15 protein-coding genes and 2 tRNA genes are annotated in these 18,894 nt (G+C 41.3%); 3 read left to right on the plus strand and 14 right to left on the minus strand.

Going from position 1 to position 18,894, the window contains the following annotated elements; translation table 11 throughout:
* Positions 1 to 2: 2 nt before the first annotated feature.
* Together IEX80_RS12555 and IEX80_RS12560 are read left to right on the plus strand one after the other, a co-directional pair.
* Positions 3 to 86, plus strand: a tRNA-Leu gene (locus IEX80_RS12555).
* A 64-nt stretch (positions 87 to 150) separates the two neighbouring features.
* Positions 151 to 234, plus strand: a tRNA-Leu gene (locus IEX80_RS12560).
* Between the two features lie 19 nt (positions 235 to 253).
* Here the strand turns inward: IEX80_RS12560 and IEX80_RS12565 are convergent.
* From IEX80_RS12565 to IEX80_RS12625, 13 genes are all read right to left on the minus strand, one after another.
* A complete protein-coding gene (locus IEX80_RS12565; protein WP_090523711.1) occupies positions 254 to 505 on the minus strand; it encodes a hypothetical protein in 252 nt (83 codons plus the stop codon).
* Positions 506 to 660: 155 nt separating this feature from the next.
* Positions 661 to 1,383 (minus strand): GDSL-type esterase/lipase family protein, encoded by a 723-nt coding sequence (locus IEX80_RS12570; RefSeq protein ID WP_188833086.1) that lies wholly within the window; start codon positions 1,381 to 1,383, stop codon positions 661 to 663.
* A 21-nt stretch (positions 1,384 to 1,404) separates the two neighbouring features.
* Complete coding sequence (locus IEX80_RS12575; RefSeq protein ID WP_188833087.1) at positions 1,405 to 3,852, minus strand: SGNH/GDSL hydrolase family protein; 2,448 nt, start codon at positions 3,850 to 3,852, stop codon at positions 1,405 to 1,407.
* A gap of 422 nt (positions 3,853 to 4,274) precedes the next feature.
* Positions 4,275 to 4,889, minus strand: a complete 615-nt coding sequence (locus IEX80_RS12580; protein ID WP_188833088.1) for a DUF6712 family protein — start codon at positions 4,887 to 4,889, stop codon at positions 4,275 to 4,277.
* A gap of 177 nt (positions 4,890 to 5,066) precedes the next feature.
* Positions 5,067 to 6,350 carry a hypothetical protein gene (locus IEX80_RS12585; RefSeq protein WP_188833089.1) on the minus strand — a complete coding sequence of 428 codons (1,284 nt, stop codon included), beginning with the start codon at positions 6,348 to 6,350 and terminating at the stop codon, positions 5,067 to 5,069.
* Positions 6,347 to 6,595, minus strand: coding sequence for a hypothetical protein (locus tag IEX80_RS12590; protein ID WP_188833090.1), 249 nt, complete (start codon positions 6,593 to 6,595; stop codon positions 6,347 to 6,349). Before IEX80_RS12590 ends, IEX80_RS12585 begins: the two co-directional genes overlap by 4 nt.
* A gap of 87 nt (positions 6,596 to 6,682) precedes the next feature.
* Positions 6,683 to 7,270, minus strand: coding sequence for a hypothetical protein (locus IEX80_RS12595; RefSeq protein WP_188833091.1), 588 nt, complete (start codon positions 7,268 to 7,270; stop codon positions 6,683 to 6,685).
* A 107-nt stretch (positions 7,271 to 7,377) separates the two neighbouring features.
* Positions 7,378 to 8,586 (minus strand): hypothetical protein, encoded by a 1,209-nt coding sequence (locus IEX80_RS12600; protein ID WP_188833092.1) that lies wholly within the window; start codon positions 8,584 to 8,586, stop codon positions 7,378 to 7,380.
* A gap of 114 nt (positions 8,587 to 8,700) precedes the next feature.
* On the minus strand, positions 8,701 to 9,903 hold the full coding sequence (locus IEX80_RS12605; protein WP_188833093.1) for a head maturation protease, ClpP-related: 1,203 nt from the start codon (positions 9,901 to 9,903) through the stop codon (positions 8,701 to 8,703).
* Between the two features lie 322 nt (positions 9,904 to 10,225).
* A complete protein-coding gene (locus IEX80_RS12610; protein ID WP_112575215.1) occupies positions 10,226 to 10,465 on the minus strand; it encodes a hypothetical protein in 240 nt (79 codons plus the stop codon).
* A 154-nt stretch (positions 10,466 to 10,619) separates the two neighbouring features.
* Positions 10,620 to 13,049 carry a hypothetical protein gene (locus tag IEX80_RS12615; protein ID WP_188833094.1) on the minus strand — a complete coding sequence of 810 codons (2,430 nt, stop codon included), beginning with the start codon at positions 13,047 to 13,049 and terminating at the stop codon, positions 10,620 to 10,622.
* A gap of 431 nt (positions 13,050 to 13,480) precedes the next feature.
* Positions 13,481 to 14,053, minus strand: a complete 573-nt coding sequence (locus tag IEX80_RS12620; RefSeq protein ID WP_176623305.1) for a hypothetical protein — start codon at positions 14,051 to 14,053, stop codon at positions 13,481 to 13,483.
* Between the two features lie 102 nt (positions 14,054 to 14,155).
* Positions 14,156 to 16,204 (minus strand): hypothetical protein, encoded by a 2,049-nt coding sequence (locus tag IEX80_RS12625; protein ID WP_188833095.1) that lies wholly within the window; start codon positions 16,202 to 16,204, stop codon positions 14,156 to 14,158.
* A 106-nt stretch (positions 16,205 to 16,310) separates the two neighbouring features.
* On the opposite strand from IEX80_RS12625, the gene IEX80_RS12630 reads away from it, so the two are divergent.
* Positions 16,311 to 16,760: a hypothetical protein gene (locus IEX80_RS12630; protein ID WP_188833096.1), complete on the plus strand. Its 450-nt coding sequence runs from the start codon at positions 16,311 to 16,313 to the stop codon at positions 16,758 to 16,760.
* A gap of 5 nt (positions 16,761 to 16,765) precedes the next feature.
* Here the strand turns inward: IEX80_RS12630 and IEX80_RS12635 are convergent, their stop codons facing one another.
* Positions 16,766 to 18,871 (minus strand): hypothetical protein, encoded by a 2,106-nt coding sequence (locus IEX80_RS12635; RefSeq protein ID WP_188833097.1) that lies wholly within the window; start codon positions 18,869 to 18,871, stop codon positions 16,766 to 16,768.
* Positions 18,872 to 18,894 lie beyond the last annotated feature (23 nt).

Genomic DNA, 18,894 nt, shown 5'->3' on the forward strand with positions numbered 1-18,894 from the left:
AAGCCCGGATGGCGAAATTGGTAAACGTTGCGGTCTCAGAAGCCGTTGAGAATTGTCTCTTGAGAGTTCGAGTCTCTCTTCGGGCACGCCTTTTTTAAAGTAAGAAAAATTAGAATGTGAGAATTGAAAGATTCTCACATTTTATTAAAAGCCCAGGTGGCGAAATTGGTAGACGCACCATCTTGAGGGGGTGGCATTCGTAAGGATGTACGAGTTCGAATCTCGTTCTGGGCACACCTCTTAAACAATTTATTTAAGATCTCTTCCCCTCTTTTAATCCACTGACTTCCTGTTGTAATACATTAACTTGTCCTTCCAGTACTTTCAACCTGATCTCATTGATCCTGCTTTGTGTTTCCTGCGATGAACGGATATCTTTAATGTCGCCTTTCAATTGGAAGTAGCCTGTCATTACCGAAACAACAATGCTTACGGTGCTGGCTATGGTGACTATCATATTCTTTATGGTAATGCCCCTGATCTCTCTGTGTTCAAATGTTGTCATGATGTAGATATTATAAATTGGTTAAAGAAGCACAGCATTTGTGCTATAATGGTTGTGGATGCTCCCTGAATTTATTGGAGGGGCATTTATTCCTGTGACTTGTACCCGTAGGTGAGGTAATTTGGCTATGTTAAAACAGTAAAAGTATTTGTATTTTAAAACGCAATTGAACCATTAATAAATTGCTTAATACAATCTCTCCACAAAAGATATCCCTGCCCATTCAGGTGTAAACCATCGCCGCAGTCATATCGCGGGTTTAATCCGTTTCCTTTTAATAACAAGCTAAACAAATTGACATAGATACAATCACTTTTATCACTTAACGCTTGTAGGTGCTTATTCAGCTCAACTATATTATTTAAAACAGGCTTCTGATCTTTATACTTATTCCAGCTTGTCGGAAAAACACTTTGAATAAAGATCAACGTTTGAGGTGACACGCTTTTTATTTGCTTAATCATCTTGTTAACGTCGTTTGTAACAATCCGCGGCTGAACACCACTTAATAAATCATTTATTCCGATTTGGATAAATATCTTTCGAGGGTGTTTATCGACTATGTAATTGATCCTACTTAATACAGAGGCGGTGCCGTCTAAAGCTATGCCTCTGTTTTTAACATGAATATCATTAAACGCTTCTGCAATTTCAAAATTTTGAGTTTGACTATCACCAATAAAAACAATTGAATTACTATCTATTTCAAAGGCTTTAAATTCAGAGTTCCGAATTTTCCAAATGATATTTTCATTTGGAAAATTTGTAGACTTCGGTGCTAAACTATTATAGAATTGAATTTTCCTAACTAGATACATACTGGCCAGAGGCAAGCAAATAATATTTAGGACAATAGATGCCAAAAGCATTTTTTTCATAGTCAAATATAACAATCGTTGTTATACCAAGGTTATTTGTTTCCAAGCCTGCCAACTACCGCCTAAACCCGTATAACCGACGCGGATATACATAACTGTAGCGGTATCATATGTAGTTAGCTCCTGCCTAACTAATTGCGAAGCACATTTTACAGTGGTAAGCAACCCGTTTATAGGAAAGCCATCGCTTGCTAGAGCAAAATCAGTTGAATAGCCGTTAGGCCAAAGATTAGGTAATTTTGTAGCGGTAATGCCTGACATACCGCTATCAAAATACGTCTGAACAGGCGCTGCTAATTGAACCGGTTTAAAATCTTGCCAGCCACTCGTTCCGAAGTTATCATAAGAACCAACCCGTATGTACTCAACTGTAGGATTTTGATAATTTGTCAATCTTTGAATAGCAGCAACTGCTCCATAAGCCCCTTTTGTTGTTAATAACATTCCGCTAATTGGCCATCCGTCACTATTAAAAACAAAATCCACCGATATACCAAACGGATAAGTAGACATCGCTGTCGTTAATGTTTTCCCGGAATTACCACTGTCAATATACGTGGGAGTTACAACTTTCTGTACTTTTTCCCAAGGGGTAAAAGTATCACCCTGTTCAGCAAATCCAGTTCTAAAATATTCAACAGATTCGCTACCTCCATAACTATTCAATCTTTGTATGACTTGACTATTTCCTTGTCCACCCCTTGTTGTCATCATAAGGCCATTGATGGGAAAGCCATTCGATACTAAAACAAAATCCAATGATATGGCTAATGGATAAGTAGACGGCTTTGCTGCATTTGTAATTCCGGTCGCTCCCCTGTTATTAACTCCGCCATTTCGATAATATATAGGAAACAAAACTTCAAATGTTTTGGCTGCAATTTCTACGTAAAGCGTGTTTTTTGGATGGATATTACCATTACTATAAACAAGTAAATAATCATCAGAATTTTTGCTATCTTGAAGTATCCCGTAAATATCCATAAAACAACATTGATATTTACGAGCCAGAGCCCTTAAGCCATTATTCAACTCCTCATTCCATATTTGACCGCGGTGATCCATATTATCATCCTGCGTGGTGTTTTGTGATTGCAAGATAATGGAAAGTTTATCCTGCGTAAAGCTAGCATTTGTCCTAATTATCGATAAGCCAGTATCAATACGATCAATGACATCTTTTGATGTTCCGGGATGTATCCAACCATCATTTATTCCCCACCTTAAAATTAATACATCTGGGTTCGCTGCCAAGTCCGCTGCTAAATAAGTATCCAACCATTGTTGTGTCGTTTTTCCTGACTGCCCATTATTAACATATGTAACTGCTGATTGAACATATTGACGAGCTGTCATATCTCTTAATAAACTAACTGGGTCATATCCTGTTGTTGACCCATTACCGTAAGTAGTGCTATCACCTGACAACACAATTGTTGTAGCGGTTTTTGCTATTAGTTTTTTATGGAAAGCTGATAAATATTCTTCGCCAAAGATCATTGGAGAATCGGCGTAGGCAGTGTTAGTTTGCTGCTTTGTATTAATTGTTTGCTGTAATATCCTTGCACCTCCTAATATTTTACATCCATATTTATTAACCAAATTGGTTACTAAAAAGTCACCAGTATCGAAAATTACAGTGTTTACCGCCAAAGCAGCATTAACCGCCGCCGTATCATCCGTCACACCATCCCCAACAGCTCCATAATCAACCCTGAAAGATTTAATCTGCCCGGATGGTTCAGACGAGCCGCCCCCGCCACTACCGGAAGGCGCATTAATCCAATGCAAATCACCATCAGTATTGCTGTTTTTTGCCAGGATCTGCCCACTTGCCCCTCCCGAAGGAATCTTAAATAAACCGGTAATTTGAGCCTGCAGCTTCCCTAATGCCTGTAAAATGCTATCGGTTGCTGATATTGCCGAGGCGCTTCCGAATCCGATACCTGTAAGTACAGCGTTTAAAACCCTCGATACCGTGAAATATTTGTTTGTCGCGCCTTCGGGTACAGCATCGGTAGTACCGGGCGACGCGACAATTTGGATGTATGCCGATCCGCCCCACCTGTATTCATTGTTGGTATCGGTAGTAATATAGATTTTTCCGGTTTCTCCGAGCGCCGGCAGGGATGCATAATTGGCAATCTCCAGTACATCATCAACATAGCCGGGGAGTTGGGCTGCCGAAATCTTTCCGCTGCCATCTAAACCCGCATAGCCGTTGGGTGTATTTTTGTTTTCAATTTCCTCAAATTGTGCGCCCGAAACTATCAATGAAATTCCGCTGCCCCAGATACCGGCGGTCTTGGGGCCGAAAAAGTAATAAGAGGAGGTATTGATATAAAAATCGCCGTCGGTACCCAGGTTGTTTGCCGGATTGGTTGTTCCGTTTAATATGGTTTTGCCGTTTGTACCATTGGTACCATCCGTTCCGCTTGCTCCTTGTGGTCCCTGCGGGCCTGTTTGCATGGAGAATACCTGGTTCCATGCTCCGGCGGTCTTTTTGTAAAATATGCCGCTTACGGTGTTTATAAATGTATCGCCATTATTACCGGTTGACGAACTGGGGCTGGTTGTGCCGTATAGCACGGTGGTATCGCCGCTGCTTCCGGTGGCTATGGTGTAAACAATTGTCCAAACACCTGCTATTTTTTGCGCAAAGGAGCCTGCTGCAGTGTTTATAAATACGTCCCCGTTTTTACCGCTTGTGTTTTGCGGAAGCACCGGGCCGAAGGTTAGGTTAGCTCCGGCGTTTAGCCCTGAATTGATAAATTGAAGCAGGGTGGCAAAATCGAATTGATAATCGGCATTGTTGCTGATCAGGATTGATCTGTCTTCGGTATTTATAGTTTCTGCTATCGGGAGCTCGCTTATTTTTTTATCGTTCGCCATCAGTTTAAAAATTCGGTTATTGGTAAATTGTAATTGTTAATTGTGCCCGGATAGTTGAAATCATTTTTGTCGATACCACGAATCCGTGGACCGGACTGGCGGCTGCTTTTATTCTTTTCGTTGTAGCGCCAAAGCGGAAAGTTTTCCTGGTTATCTCTTAAAAATTTTTCTATATCATTGGCATAAGCATTGGCTATACTGCGCTGCTGCTGCACCAGTTTTACAATCTCGGGCGATGAAAGGGCATTGCCGTTATCGTGGCGTTTAATAACTGGTCCAGTTGCAGTGTAGTGTACAGCGTCGTTTTCAATAAAGCGGGCAAAGGTGAAATAAACCAGGGCGGGAGCGAGGCCTTCGTATAATACGATGCGGCCATACTCGTCAAGATATTCGCTGCCGTTTAACAGATCTTTATAAGCCTGCGGCGCATCATCTTTTATAGTGCCGTCATCATTGCAATAGGTTATTAGCTGGTAGTACAAAGCATATCCTAAAAATGGTTTTAGGTCAAGCTCCTGGGCCTTTTTGATAAATACTTTGAGCCGTTCGGGTTTAATATTTATGTTAATGTCTTCGTATTGCTGAAATATGGTTTGATTGATTAAATAGATCATAGCATGGCCTCCTAACTCCCGTTACGGGATTTGAAAATGTTGTTTATGATTGTGTTTAAGTCTTAGTTCTAAGTCTTGAGTTGGAAGTCTTAAGTCGTTTTTTGTTTAAATTAGAATGATGAAAATGATAAGGCTTAAGCAGCTTTTAGAACTTACGACTAAAGACTGATGACTTAATTAAGCGCACATTGCTTCGGCTTCGGCTTGTTTAAAACCATAGGCGTATATCAACGCAGCTATTTTGTTTTTTTGAGGAATGGCCGATTGCAGGAGCCCGTTGATGGCGTTTCCGGCCTTGATACCCGGGCTATCATCGGCTGCTATCGCTGTTACGGGTACGATGTTCCAGTTATTACCGGGATTTATATTTCTGTAAAAACGATTGAAAATTTCAGCTAAAGTTTCTGACAGGTCAAGCCTGTCGGCCGCGGTATTGTCATTGAACTCAAGAATTGCCTGCTTCTTTTCGCTGCCGTTGCTTAACCCTGATGATTTTTCGGCGTTAATCAATTCTTTTGGTACCGAAAAGCCTTTAATGATGCGGGCTTCGACAGATCGTTCCGTCGTTTCAAACAGCTTATCGTTATTCTGAATAGGGTAGGCTTTGAATTCCGGTTTTGAGTTTTCATCTTCATATTCAATTACGATGATCTTTTGCGCGCTTTTTGCACCCTGAAATGCGCCGAGGTCTTTTTCAAGCTGCGATGGGATATTGGCCGCTGAGTACTCATCGGCATCAGGCCTGGTGTTTTCGGCCTCCTCGCGGCGCGACTGCATAAAAAGCATGGTTGATGGCAGAAACCCGGTGGTTACCTCCCTGTTGTTGAAAATCTTGATCCCGGCCTCGGTTTCAAAATCTTCCCATACCGAATCTGCTTCAATTAACGGGTAATCATCAACTTCCGGATTAAAATAAAACAACTGTCCTTTGTAATGTTCCCATCCGCCGGCCCGGGATACCTGTTCCCGGATCACCTGCGGATCAGGATTATACCTGTCTAAAAACGTGATCTTGCTGCGCATGATGTTTTTCCAGGTTTTGCGGCCCCAATCCGAGTATAGTGCGTATTTATCGGCTGTTTCCGGGGCATCAGTATCACCCATGCGGATATCTTCGAACTTCACATAGCTTACTGATACAATCTTAAAATCAGCATTGTAATTTAGGTGAATGCCGAAACCAGTGAAAAGTGCTTTGTCGGTAGCCAATGCCTTTAATAGTTTGGCAAGGGTCAAGCCTTTAGAGTTAATTACCTGTTTGCCGAGGTCCCTTTGTTCAAACCCGTTACCGGCAATGAATTTTGTTCGTTTGTTCCAGCAGTCTTTTGCTGTAGGTGATCCGGCTACCAACTCGAGCATGCGCTGCGGATAAGCATTATCCAGGTCATAATTAAGAATACCATAGGTTTGGTTTGGCCTTACCAGTATTCGCCGTTCAATTTGCGGAAGGTAGGTTTTCATTTTGAACCTCCTTTGTTTGAATCTTTATTAGCCATTGATTTGCGCCTATTCTTAGATTGGATTATAACTCCCCCTTCAGGGTGACGGGGGGCAAACAGCGCTTCTATATGTGGATATCGTTGTAAGTACCATTCTGCTTCTTCATCGCTCAGGTTTTCATTGCAATGTATTGCTGCCGAACCAGGTACAAATTGATGAAAGTCGGGTTTAAGCATGTATTTCTTTGTTATTGCGTCATCAGTCATTTGGTCATTAGTTTTAGGTTATAGAAAAAAGATCTTTTAATGGTCATTAGCCATTATACAATGACTAATGACCTCATGACACAATGATTATGCTGTAACCAGCGCCTCGATAGCTGATAAAGTGCTGGCATAAGTGGCACTGCCGGTGCCGGGAGCAATAGATACCGCGCGGGGAGGGTAGGGCTCTTTCATTTTATCAGGATTGGTAAGCTTCAGTTTGTAACCACCGTCAAGTGATTCGTCTGCGGCATTACGTTCGGCATCGGTTAGTATCAATCCGTTTACCGCGCCAAAAAGTTCAATAGCTGAATCACTCGATTTGTAATTGTTAACCGCTATGGCGCGTACACGGCCATATCCCATGGCCATAAGCTGGCCTTTGATATCAACAGATAAACCTGCTATGTTGAAATCTATCTCTTCGGTATAACGCGGGCCTACCTGTGTTTTTGTTTGTTTGGAAGTAGTATTGAAACTGTTATTTGTTCCTTCAAATTTGTAAACTTTGGCATTGCTCACAGCGGTTAATCCTTTAACAATAAGCGGGTTGGTAGTGTCATAAGTGAGCACAACATCATCCGCATTGAAAATATAGATCACATCCTCAATACCCGAGGTAATAGGTTCATCAGTGCCCAGGCTAAAACCTGCGTTTATTTTATTATAAATTGACATGTTATTATTGGTTGATTAAGTTAATGGTTGATTAAGTTGATTGGGTTAGTTAGGGATAGGGTAAAGAGTTAATAACCACTCACCTAACCAACCCAATCAACAATTCACTAAGCAGAGAGGTAGAACAGTTCGTTGGCAAATTTGAAATTTACGGCCGCTTTCATACGGGCTTTCATGCGTACCACGTTATCGTTGGTGTAAGGCTTCAGGTAAACGGTTGATAGCTCAGAAGCATCACCTAACAGGTCGACACCAAGGAACAGGTTTGACGACCTTGCACCTAAAATGGTATTAGCCTGCCAGTGGTTCATGATCTGAAGCGGGATACCCAGGTAATCCATCTTTTTCATATCGGTAAAGGCGTTGATAACGTTTAATGCCTTGTTTGCCTGCGCCTGGGCATACGCATAACCCACATGTAAAGGAATCTGTAAGTTAAAATCTTCCTGAATCCTATCGGCAGGGTCAAGCTGGGCATAAACGCTGCCCAGCACCTGCAATACATTGCTTACGTTAATGTAGTTTACTATAGCCGCGGTAGCTGTGCCGCTAAAAGCTGCAGGTTTGCGACTGTTAACCTCGTTGTAGTTACGCACCAGCTTAAACGAGGTGGCATTCGCTACCTGAATAAAGTAAGATTGGCCCTGAACAGCGATACCTGGCGCGCCATTGGTAGTATCCTTGCTGGTGCCGGTTACCGCGGTGATTGTAACAACATCGCCATCAGCGAGGGTTGAGGTATCGGCCACGGTTACAATGCCATTCGCATCAATTGCGGTGGCTGCTAATGAGGTGGCAGGTTTACTTAAACCTACCTTATAAACGCCTGAAGCCGCAGCTATTGATGGGAGCAGGCCGGGGAAATCGGCGGTAAAGGCTGCTTCTTTAGTGGCACCTTTGCCAAGCCAGTACAAGCGTTCGTTAGCAATCTGGATTTTTGTTAAATAACGCTGCACCATAAAGTCCGACAGGTCAACCACACCTTCATAATCCATAAAGGCTCCTGGTTTAAGGGATTGGGCTTCCCAGCTTTGGGCCAGCTTATCCCATTGTTCCTGTTTCATAAATTCGTAAACCACGGGGTCAAGATAGCTTTCGGTTTGGTGAGCGGTTGTACCCTGATCGGTAAAGATACCCGAAGGGTTTTGCAGTACAACGTCGTCATCAACATCAAGGATCACCTTGCGGGCTTTTACGTCGTTAATTACGGTGAGCAGGCCACGCTTAACCGAATCTGCTTCGAGTAATGTGCTTGCCATAAATCCTGCCAGCGCTTCGCCGGCGTAGGTGTTGTTTGTAAATGTAAATTGAGCCATAAAGTTTAGCCCCCCGGCCCCCTAAAGGGAGAGCTTTTGATTGTTTTAAACGTATAGGGATAGTGAGAATGGGTTAATTAGATATGAGAAGGATAAGGTAATGTGGTAGTAGCTTTAGGAAGCTATTGCTTTTTTAACCGCGTTTTTCGCGATTTCAGTTTGCGGGGCAAAAAACGGAGCGGGCTCTGAGTGGGTTTTATTGCTGCGCTTTGAGCTTTCGGGTATAAAGGTTGATTTGATTTCGTTCTTTACTTCAGTACGTGTTTTCTGCAGGCGGTTGTTGGCTTCCTCAAGCGCGCTACGGGCTTCTGTTAACAGTGCGTTTTGCGCGTGTAAGCGGGCTTTTAATTGTTGCATGCGGTTTTGCACATCGGCAGGCTTTTTAGCTGATTTAGATTTGCTTTCCGGCAGATCCTCGTCTTCGTCTTCTGCTTCCGGTGCATTTTCGGGATCGGCAGGTGTTACTGTCTGAATCTTTCCCTGTTTAACGTCCAGTTGTTTGCCATCGGCGCAGGTATAAGTATCACTTATGGCAGGTGTAGTCATGTCTTCGTCCTGATAAACCTCGGCGCCTTCTTCAATTTGGCCTGCGTGATGGAGCGTTCCCTTATCGGTGATGGTTTGCTTGTTTACCACTTTTTTAAAAAAGTTCATGATCTTGTCTAATACCGATGTGGTCTTTTCAATGAGTTCTTTGTTTTCGATGTTCATGCTGTTGTTATTTATGTTTAAGATTTTGTTGATGCATCGCTGGTAAACTGCTGGGGCAGCGTTTGTATAGTTTTTAATAAGCGCGCTGTTAGTGATCTCTGTTTGATAATCTTCTATTTGGTTGATAAAGCCGAGATCAAGGGCCTGATCGGCAGTCATCCAAGTGACGGAGTTGATCAAGCTGTTTACGGTAACTCCGTCTAACCCGGATTTGTCCATGTAGATCTGTGCCAGGCGCTCCTGAACTACATTTAACATTTGTACATCTTTTAAGAGTTCATCGGCGTTGCCGCCTGTGCCAACCATAGGTTTGTGAATCATAAGCAATGCGTATTTGCTCATGATCACTTTTCTGCCGCCCATTGCAACAACTGAAGCTGCCGAGGCGGCCAGCGCGTCGATATAGGTAGTAACTTTACCGGGATACTTTTTAAGCAGATCATAAATAGCGATGGCATCAAATGCACTGCCGCCTACCGAACTGATGTGTACTTCAACGTCATCGCCCGCTGCCGCCCCAAGTTGGGTTTGTATGTAAACTGATGATAAATTACCCGAACCAATGCAGTCGGTTTCGGTATCGTATAAATAAATTTTGTAGCTCATATAGGTATTGTTTTTGTCCGAAAGTCGGGAAGTCAGAAAGTCCTGAAGATGGACTGGGGATTGTTAATTAGCTTGTAATAGCGGCCGTTTTTTTTACGTCTTATAACGCCGGCTGGCATGTATCAAAGGTCGTTGTTATTTTTTGTTTGGATGGTGACAGTGTTTTGTCAGTTGTTTATCTGACCCCGAATTTTTTGAATGAATTGAATTTGCTTCGGCTGATTCTGGCTATGGGCTATTTTTTGTTTAGCTGATTGATATAACAAATGTCGATACAAATTTCTTTTAATCTGGTGACAGTGTTTTGTCAGTGGAAGAATTTTTAAGCTGCTTTTTCAGAAAAACAGTTGAGTGCCCGCCAAATCGTGCGTTCGTCTTTATTAAACTTGATTTCGGCTTCAAGTACTGCCTGATTTTTAGAAATACCGCGCGTTTGTTGCTGGGCATTTACCCATAAATAAATTTCACGATACACAAATACTTTAGTAGTGATGAACCCTGCTTTATACATGGCCGAGAAAATGCCTTCATCAAACAGGGTGTTTGCGATTTGAATATCCATAGCGGTTAGAGGTTAGAGGTTAGAGGTTAGAGGTTAGCGGTTAGCGGTTAGCGGTTAGAGGTTAGAGGTTAGAGGTTAGAGGTTAGAGGTTAGAGGTTAGAGGTTAGAGGTTAGAGGTTAGAGGTATGTTAACTATGATAATTGGCATAGTTTGCTACAAATTTACCCTGTTTATAGTTTGAGCGAGAATATTTTGCTGGTTGTTAATATCCTTAACATCCACATAAACAGGAGGGAAGTTATTGATCATTTGGTAAGCGAGGGTATTGGCCAGGTCCTTCACATCATTGACTGGTTGATTATAATAACGGTTAGCGTTGCCTCCGTCGGTAAATATACCTCCTATGGCATAACCGCGGCTTGGATTGGGTATCGAAAAGTCACGACCACCATGCGCCACGTTAATTGCACTTACCAAATTACGGGCCCAGGGATTACGCATGGCTTCAGACACAACAATAGCTTCACCCGAACGGAGGTATGCGTTTGTATTATCGGTACGGCTATAACCGGGCAATAATGCCCCCCGACCGTCGGACTGATAGTGTAAGCCGCCTTTAGCATATTGAGGTGGTTTTTGAGCTACAATAGTGGCTACTTGTATAGCTGTAGAGGCGATGATGCCTGGTATAACAAAGGGAGCAAGTATACCCGTTTGTGACGTTGCTTTGGTAATGGCCAATGCACCGTTAATAACGGCTTGTAATATCGATGCTTTCTGTTCTGCCTTAAAGGCCTTGACTTTTTCTGCAGCTTCCTTTTTTTGATACTTATCTTCAATCGCTTTTTTCTGGGTGTTTGTCAGGTTTTTATTGCTTAGTTCGGCTGATTTGTCTTTTTCCAACCCTCTTATCCTGGCATCGCTTTGAGTTTTAATGTTGTTTTGAATGATAGAAAAAGCTTTATCGGCCACTTGTTGTGCGCTTTGCAATGCAAACTCTTTACGTTGTTGCTCGTATTGCTGAGTTAACGCTGTAATATCCTTTTGCTTTTGATCTTCTAATTCTTTAATCTTGTCGACGTTGCCGGCGGCCAGTTTAATCTCGTAACTATATTTATCATCAATGAGTTGTTTTTCAGCTTCTAATTTCTGACCGGGCAGCAAGGCCTTGTCAACCTTTTTCTCATCCTTTGCCATAGTATCCTCGTGTTGATGGGCATCTATTACGGCCTGCATTTGCTTTTGAGCTTCTGTGAAATCATTCTTATTGAAAAACTGGATCTTATCGCCAATAGCGAGGTGAAGTTTTTCCTGAAGTTGTTCACTTTTTTTGTTGTATTCTTCCTGGCTGATTAATTTTTTATTGAGTTGTTCATTTAACAGATTAAGCTCCCTATCATAATTTTGTTTATCAAGCTCAACTTGCTTGGTAAAGTCAATTGCTTTAGCTTGTAGCATCTCAGTACTTCGTGAAGATGCTGTCTTTTTTCTTCGTTTAGCGTGTTCTTCTTCGCTTATATGTATTTTAACAGATGTACCGTAATTAGACGAGTTTTTATTACTATCCGAATCTGTTTCGATACCATTCAACTGATCAAGTTGCTTTTGTAAGTTTTGCAAGTTTACAAATGTCTTTGAACCTATGACACCTGCATCGGTCTGTTTTTTTAACTCCTCAATCTGTTTTTTTATTTTATTAATTGGGCTTTGCTGATCAAATTTGGCCCATTTTGTCTCAAGGTCTGCGGCAGCTGCCAACAATTCATTAGCTTTGTCTTCATAAGGCTTTGCTGCGTCGTTTCTGTTTTTTTCTGCACGTTTCTGATAAATCTTTTTTATTTTAGGGTCACTTGAGTTGGCTAACCCACTGTCCCAATAGTTACTGCTTTCTTCATCGGATTTTGCCCTTTCTTTTGCAGCCAAAACCTGATTTTCAGCGGCTTCTTTAACAGCGGCCATCGCTGCCGCCTTGTACATCATTGATTTAATATAGTTTGCAGAATTGTTTTTTAATATGGTTTCAACCTCATCAAGGGTTTTAACCTGCCCAATGGTTTGCCCGATGGTGCTATTATATTCTTTTACAACTTCTGATTTGTCAATCATTTCCTTCCTTGCAAGTCCCACTTTGATGCGAAGCATATCAACATTTTCGATAGCATGTGAATAGTCAGTTGATGCTAATCCCTTGTTAAGATTGCTTAAACTAAGCGTGGCAACATCAATAGCTTCTTTTCCTTTAAAAAGAGCCATTGCCCAGTTAATTATTTCGGGGCCATATACCGCCAGGATAGCCAAACCTCCTGTTAATGCGCCTTCAAAAAGTGTGAATGCTCCCTCAGCCAGTTCTGAGCCTTTTTTAATTAAGTCCAGTATGTCTTTCCAGTTAAGAAACGCGCTAATCATATCAGGGATCTTATTGGCAACTTTGTCGCCTGAATCAGCCAGTTTGAGATTTTGAGTATTTAATTTGTCAATGGCATCAGTCAGTTTAGGAAGATCGGAGCTTAAAGTATTCAAAGGTTTTGACATATCAGCTATAGCATTGCGGAAGTTGACAAAGGCTTTGGTATATAGGTCGAGCTGTCTTTGTCCATCGCTGTTAACCTTAACATCGACGGTTATTTTTTTTTCATCTGGCATATAATGTAAGTTGTTTTAATTGGTTGATCGTTGTTGGAAATAGGAATGAGGGGTAGGAGGTGTTGGAAAGAGCTACTGTCGGTATGCGTTTTGCAGGATGGAAAGAGGGTTTTCTGTTTGAGTTAAAGATGTTAATGTCGTTTTTGCTTGTAAGCCAATTGTTTGTGACTACTGAACGGGTTTTATGCTTATGAATGTAGTTCCATATGGCATATTTATTACGCCGTTAAATACATCAGGTTTGGTGGTTTTTTAGAAAATTTGCCATCTCAAGTTATGGCTTATTTGACGGAAGAAGTAAATTGGAATGAACAAACAAATAGCATGGATTAACCTGTAGTGTGACCATAGCCATTTACTATTTATGAGGTAATATCCTATAATTACGTACACTAAATCATTTAGCCAGCAGTTTTTCTTAACGGTTTAAATCATGGTCGTTTGGTTATGCTTTGAATATTAAATTTAAACGTAGGGCTGTTAAAGCCTTCATGTAAATCGATGATATTATCAAAATCAATATTGTTTACGATATCCCTTACAAAGGTTCCTGAAACAATTACTCTGTCTCCGTCTTTCATTTCTTTCAAGGCATTTTTTACTGCGCCTGCGCTATCAATTTGAGCATCAAATATTATTGTACCAAATTCAGGAACTTTTTCGTCTAAATAATTATTCCTCGGAATCAATAATCTTACGCTGGTATCATAATCATCGTCTACAAGCGGTGTCGTTTTTATTGTCTCTATAACCGCTAACCATTGTTTTACATTCCCCTGCAAAGTATCTTGTACAAATTTTAAAATAGCCGCTTTATGGTATTTGACGGCATCGCCTTTTTTGATTGGGTTATCGTTAACTACTTTAGCGGAGTCGGCAATTTCAACTCTTTTAATGAGGGCCAGTTCCGGAGCAGGCATGTTTTTCAATTGGTCTCCCTGTTGTGTACTATCACTACAAGCAGCAAGGCAAAACAAAACGGGAATTAATCGTGATAATTTCATGATGTAGGTTTATTGATTTATTGTACAATAAAATGCTAATTTTTTTGGTAAATATACCATTTATATAATATCATACAAATGCTATTTAACAATTAATAATTATCATCCCAACTTCACCAATTCAACCTTCGTCGGCTGTCCTTTTCGCCAGCTATCAATTTTGTTGATGTAGTAATAACAACTATCCTGTTCAAGATAAACAGGAATAAGTAAATCGAGCTCAAGGATATCGCGGGGTGTAAGCAAAAAATATCTGACTACCTTTTTGGTTTGCGTAAGTATTTTTTCGAGCTGCGGATAATACTTTGTTTTTAAGCCAGACTGTATGCTACCGTTAACTCCCGGTTTATCGCTAAAGCAAAGGTTAAATTCACCGTCGGGTTTATAAAAATAAGGTACCGATACAACGTCATTTACCTCAACAGTTTTCTCGCCATCGGTAAATTTTACAGTAGGGTAGTTTTTAAGACTAAGCAGGTTTAACTTTTGATCTATCAATATTCTTGGCGATGTCCCGATACTAAAATCGTTGTTATCGCTGTCAGGATCGAGTTTTTTGATTTGAGCTATGGTTCCACCAGTAAAAGCCCGGTTAAGGGTAGGGGCAAATTGGCTTTCAAACAAATCTGCACTGGCCGGCAAGGTTTTGTCATTAACCACAATTTCTGCGTCGGCAAACTTTTTAGGCAGTACATTATCATCATCCTTGTATTTCATGTAGTTAACCTGTGCATAGCCACCAAGCTGGAAGCTAATAGTTTTGCCCTGATCGATGCATTTGCTGGTCCAGTTTTTTGCGATTGGGATATTATCTACAATATCAGCAAATGAGTTAAACGACACGGTGCGGGTACTGTTATCTGTTTGGCATACAATGCCGAAACGTTGTAGCGTATCCTTCAATAAATCCTTCTGACTAATATCCGGAAAAATACGTTCGCATTGAACCTGTTGACCGTATAAAATTGGTTTCTGGTCAACATCAAACCTAAATGCAGCACCTTTGTGAATGAATACCGTTGTATTGTAACGGTGCAGGTGATAAGAGATAAAAACCGAATCCCCTTTATTAAGTTCAAAATCGTATGTGAGTTTTAAGTTCTTAACCGGTTCTGTGCGCTCCCTGGTGTTAGGCGGATAGGCCTTGTCGGTAAAGTTTATCGTTTGTTTTGTTGAAACATTTTCATGCCCATTTGCATCGCGATAGTTGATAATGAGTTCAAAATACCCATTATCGCCAGTATTGGCAATACCATGCATATCCAAATCCAATATCAGGCTTGCTGTTCCGTTAACCCGCTCTTTTGCGTGGTATTCCTGAAACCCAATTGGTAATGTTCTATCCGTATTGTTGTTAGCATGCATGCCTAATTGCCCGCCATCTATTACGAGGTCGTTATTTGTTACATACAACATCGATGCTGATTTACTCAAGCCTTCAACAGAATTTTGAAAATCTGAGCCATGCTCAAATTCGTCATTGGCAAACTGGCAAATAAGTTTAGGATATAACTCATTTTTAAGCAAGGAGCCTGTTGCTTTATAACCTGTGTTTTTGATCATTAGTTCGATTGCTGTTTTAATGAAAAAGCCGGGGCGCATGGTGTACACATCTAAAGGTTTATCAAAATAAACTTCGTTTATCGATCCATAGTCCACAACGGGCCATATCCAGCCGTCTGCCTTTTTTTGTGAGGCGATAATAGTATCCAGATTCCAGGGGTGGTCAAAAGCCTGCCACGGCAGGTTTTTACCCAAATTGGATGTTGGGCTGCTGCTATCGCCCATGTCATAGATTTTTCCCTCCAACGCATCAAAAAAATCAACGTTACCGCTTAGTATGGTGATGTTGGCCATATCCTGTTCAATGCTGTTAAGTACAGCCAGCCCGTAAGGAATAATCTCCAGCCCATCCTGGATGATTTTTGCCTGGTAATTATCATAAGGGAGCATAGTAGTAAAAGCTATATCATCCGGGAAACCCAGGATTTGACGGTTACGCTGTGTTAGCGGGATCTTAAACTGGTTGCTGGTATTGCCCTGCTGGTTTTTAACTTCGGCCAGGTTATTGATCTGGAAGGTAAGCGCAATAGGGCTGTCATCAGTTAAATCAACCACTTGGTCATTAATATAAAGTTGTATCTGATTCATGAAATTAGCAAATGTTAGTTGTTGATCGTTGTTTAAAACAATTGGTTTATTATCAATAATTTATTTAAGTTTATGATCCCGACCAATTAACCTGAAACAGCATTCAATGCATGTAAAGTATCTTTTGATAATTGCCATATTGGTATGTTGCCTGGTATCATGCAAAAAAGATGATAAGGCTGCTAACCCTGTAGTTACTATTACAGGTAAATGGTACCTGAAAAAATATCATACCCGCAGTTATAAAAACAATGTACTATTGAGAGATACTGCCCGTACAGATTACTCGGCTGCTGATTTTGAAATTTTTAATAATGATGGTTCAGGTTATACGTCAAACCGCACTCCGTCGGGCGAAACGGCGCTTATTAAATATCAATACACTTTGAAGGATAAAGTATTAACCATAAGTAAAACAACACCGGCATTTTATGAAGGCACTTATACCGTTAATACACTTAGCGAAAATGCACTTGAAGTAAGTTATGAAAGTAGTATAACTGTTGATGGTGATTATTACTATGGGATTGATAACATTAGTTTTACGAAAGAATAGGGCGGTTACTGGCTTTGAATATTTATCGACGGCATGTTGAATGTTACGCTAAACGGGGCCTGCCCGTTGCGGGTTTCATATTCGCTGTAGGTAGCCGTATTTATCACAATGGTTTGCCACCTGACAGGATTTTTATTTACCAGCATTTGTACCTTTGGCGAATATTTAATTGACTGCAGCCCGCGGATATCATTTACAGAAAGGTCTTCGGCCATAACCTTCATTTTTTGCCCTGCACTTTTGCTGATCACTTCTTCAATTCCTTCCTGGGTTTGCCAGTTTTGTACAAAGTTTTTAATTATAACAGCATTTTGAACATCCAGGCTTATTTCCTGGTTAAATACAAAACGATAGTAATTCCAGGAACCACTAAGCCCGATCCATCTCAGGTATACTGAATTATCATCAACAGCATCATCTATCCGTATAGTTTGTGCTTTGGTTAACGAATGCGAGCCATTTTCATCATCATACCTGATCTGGATATTGAAGTAATAGGCCACGGCCGGGAAGTTTGCATTAACCATAAGCCGGTGCAGGCCGGCGGGACCTGTTAAAGGCATGATAAAAGATGTCTGGTTCCCAATACTAAATTTGCTGCCATCTTCATTCAATATCCATGAATCATCTTCGTTTTGTAAATAATCGGGTTGTGAACCACCCGGTAGCGGGTTCCGGTTAATATCAAGCAAAGTAAGCAGGCAATAGGGTTGGAGGCCGGCCATCTCATCGGTGCAGATAAACCCAATATCGAATGGGTACCCGGCCGAATACACAGGTTCTTTAAAATCTGTTATCCATTGTGCAGGTGAGTTAACGTTTGGTACATAAGCTGCAAGGTTGCCGCCATATTTATCCCCGAGCTGTTTGGCCGCATAAACCACATAGTACGGATACCGAATTTGACTGAAGCTGCTTGTAAATCCTTCGTTTGAGCCATCATCATAATGCTGGGCGTACTCAACCGTATAAGCGGCGCAGAGATTGGTATCGCGATGATCAACCTGGTTGTAATCGCTGCTGTCGGCCGGGCGCAGCAAACTCTGTAAAAAGTTTGACAGGTCCGCTTTTACTAAGCCGGTATTATCCGGCCGGTTTACTGATTTTATAGCGGATAGGTTATTGGTAAGCGGATCGTTATAGGTAATGCGGGTATGTAGCTCATAATACGGGTACATGCTGTTGATATTAATAAAACCGGTAGTGTCACCGTTTATAAAGGAAGTATCAATCACTATGCTATTGGTGCCGGTTACTTTTTCAATGGTATAAACTCCTTTATAAGCGTTCGTATTCAGATAGATTTTATCCCCTTCCTTGACTTTAACCAAACCTGTATTGGTGTCTTTAAAATTGGCGTTAACACTGATGCAGGCATGCCCTTTTTCGCCGTCGGCTGTTATGTTGTTAATCGTGAAATCTTTTCTTTGATAGGTAAACACGATAGGATTGAACGCCGCGCTCCAGCGTGATATATATCCATCGGGGAGCATTACCGAAGGGTCACCGGTTAACAGATTGGTGGATGTTGAAATACTAACCTCCGCAGTGTCTGTACAGCCTAAGGGGTTACTGTCTTTTACAAGTATGTGTTTTAACCCTCCGCTTAGGTTTGTGAAAACAGGAGACGCCTGCCAGTTTACACCCAGATCGATACTATACAATATGGATGCAAAACTTGAGGTCGCGTTAACTGTAATCTGAGCGTCGGCAGCTCCCGGGGCCGACTCGATCTTATTAATAGCTATATAATTTATCTTCAGATTACAAACAGAGGGATTGGGGGAAGGATTGTCACCGGCTTTGACAGCAATTATGCTGAACGATACATAATTACTCCGAATCATATCGCCCTGGGGACTATATTCGTAATCCCTGATGATACCTGAATAAAGTGGGAATGATTGCCCGGCTACAATAACGGTGAAGGTGCTTGTATACCCGTTTTCGTTACGCTGATAGGTGACTTCGCAGTTATTGCCATTGGTAGGCTGCCTGGTATCAGCATCAATAATGCTGATGAATACATCGCCCTGATCGATTTGTCCCCCGTTTTGGTCGGGGTAGGTTGTTGAGCTGATGGTTTCATTAATAGTGGCTGTTATATTCATTTTTTATTGGTTAGAATGAGGGT

It is taken from the genome of Mucilaginibacter rubeus (genome assembly GCF_014643835.1).
Classification (GTDB): Bacteria; Bacteroidota; Bacteroidia; order Sphingobacteriales; family Sphingobacteriaceae; genus Mucilaginibacter; species Mucilaginibacter rubeus.

What these genes read in the sequence shown, in the direction of transcription:
- IEX80_RS12580 (WP_188833088.1), bottom strand. Translation starts at nt 4,889, where the DNA reads ATGATCTATTTAATCAATCAAACCATATTTCAGCAATACGAAGACATT.
- IEX80_RS12630 (WP_188833096.1), top strand. Translation starts at nt 16,311, where the DNA reads ATGCATGTAAAGTATCTTTTGATAATTGCCATATTGGTATGTTGCCTG.
- IEX80_RS12585 (WP_188833089.1), bottom strand. Translation starts at nt 6,350, where the DNA reads ATGAAAACCTACCTTCCGCAAATTGAACGGCGAATACTGGTAAGGCCA.
- IEX80_RS12590 (WP_188833090.1), bottom strand. Translation starts at nt 6,595, where the DNA reads ATGACTGATGACGCAATAACAAAGAAATACATGCTTAAACCCGACTTT.
- IEX80_RS12565 (WP_090523711.1), bottom strand. Translation starts at nt 505, where the DNA reads ATGACAACATTTGAACACAGAGAGATCAGGGGCATTACCATAAAGAAT.
- IEX80_RS12570 (WP_188833086.1), bottom strand. Translation starts at nt 1,383, where the DNA reads ATGAAAAAAATGCTTTTGGCATCTATTGTCCTAAATATTATTTGCTTG.
- IEX80_RS12620 (WP_176623305.1), bottom strand. Translation starts at nt 14,053, where the DNA reads ATGAAATTATCACGATTAATTCCCGTTTTGTTTTGCCTTGCTGCTTGT.
- IEX80_RS12610 (WP_112575215.1), bottom strand. Translation starts at nt 10,465, where the DNA reads ATGGATATTCAAATCGCAAACACCCTGTTTGATGAAGGCATTTTCTCG.
- IEX80_RS12595 (WP_188833091.1), bottom strand. Translation starts at nt 7,270, where the DNA reads ATGTCAATTTATAATAAAATAAACGCAGGTTTTAGCCTGGGCACTGAT.
- IEX80_RS12600 (WP_188833092.1), bottom strand. Translation starts at nt 8,586, where the DNA reads ATGGCTCAATTTACATTTACAAACAACACCTACGCCGGCGAAGCGCTG.
- IEX80_RS12635 (WP_188833097.1), bottom strand. Translation starts at nt 18,871, where the DNA reads ATGAATATAACAGCCACTATTAATGAAACCATCAGCTCAACAACCTAC.
- IEX80_RS12605 (WP_188833093.1), bottom strand. Translation starts at nt 9,903, where the DNA reads ATGAGCTACAAAATTTATTTATACGATACCGAAACCGACTGCATTGGT.
- IEX80_RS12575 (WP_188833087.1), bottom strand. Translation starts at nt 3,852, where the DNA reads ATGCAAACAGGCCCGCAGGGACCACAAGGAGCAAGCGGAACGGATGGT.
- IEX80_RS12615 (WP_188833094.1), bottom strand. Translation starts at nt 13,049, where the DNA reads ATGCCAGATGAAAAAAAAATAACCGTCGATGTTAAGGTTAACAGCGAT.
- IEX80_RS12625 (WP_188833095.1), bottom strand. Translation starts at nt 16,204, where the DNA reads ATGAATCAGATACAACTTTATATTAATGACCAAGTGGTTGATTTAACT.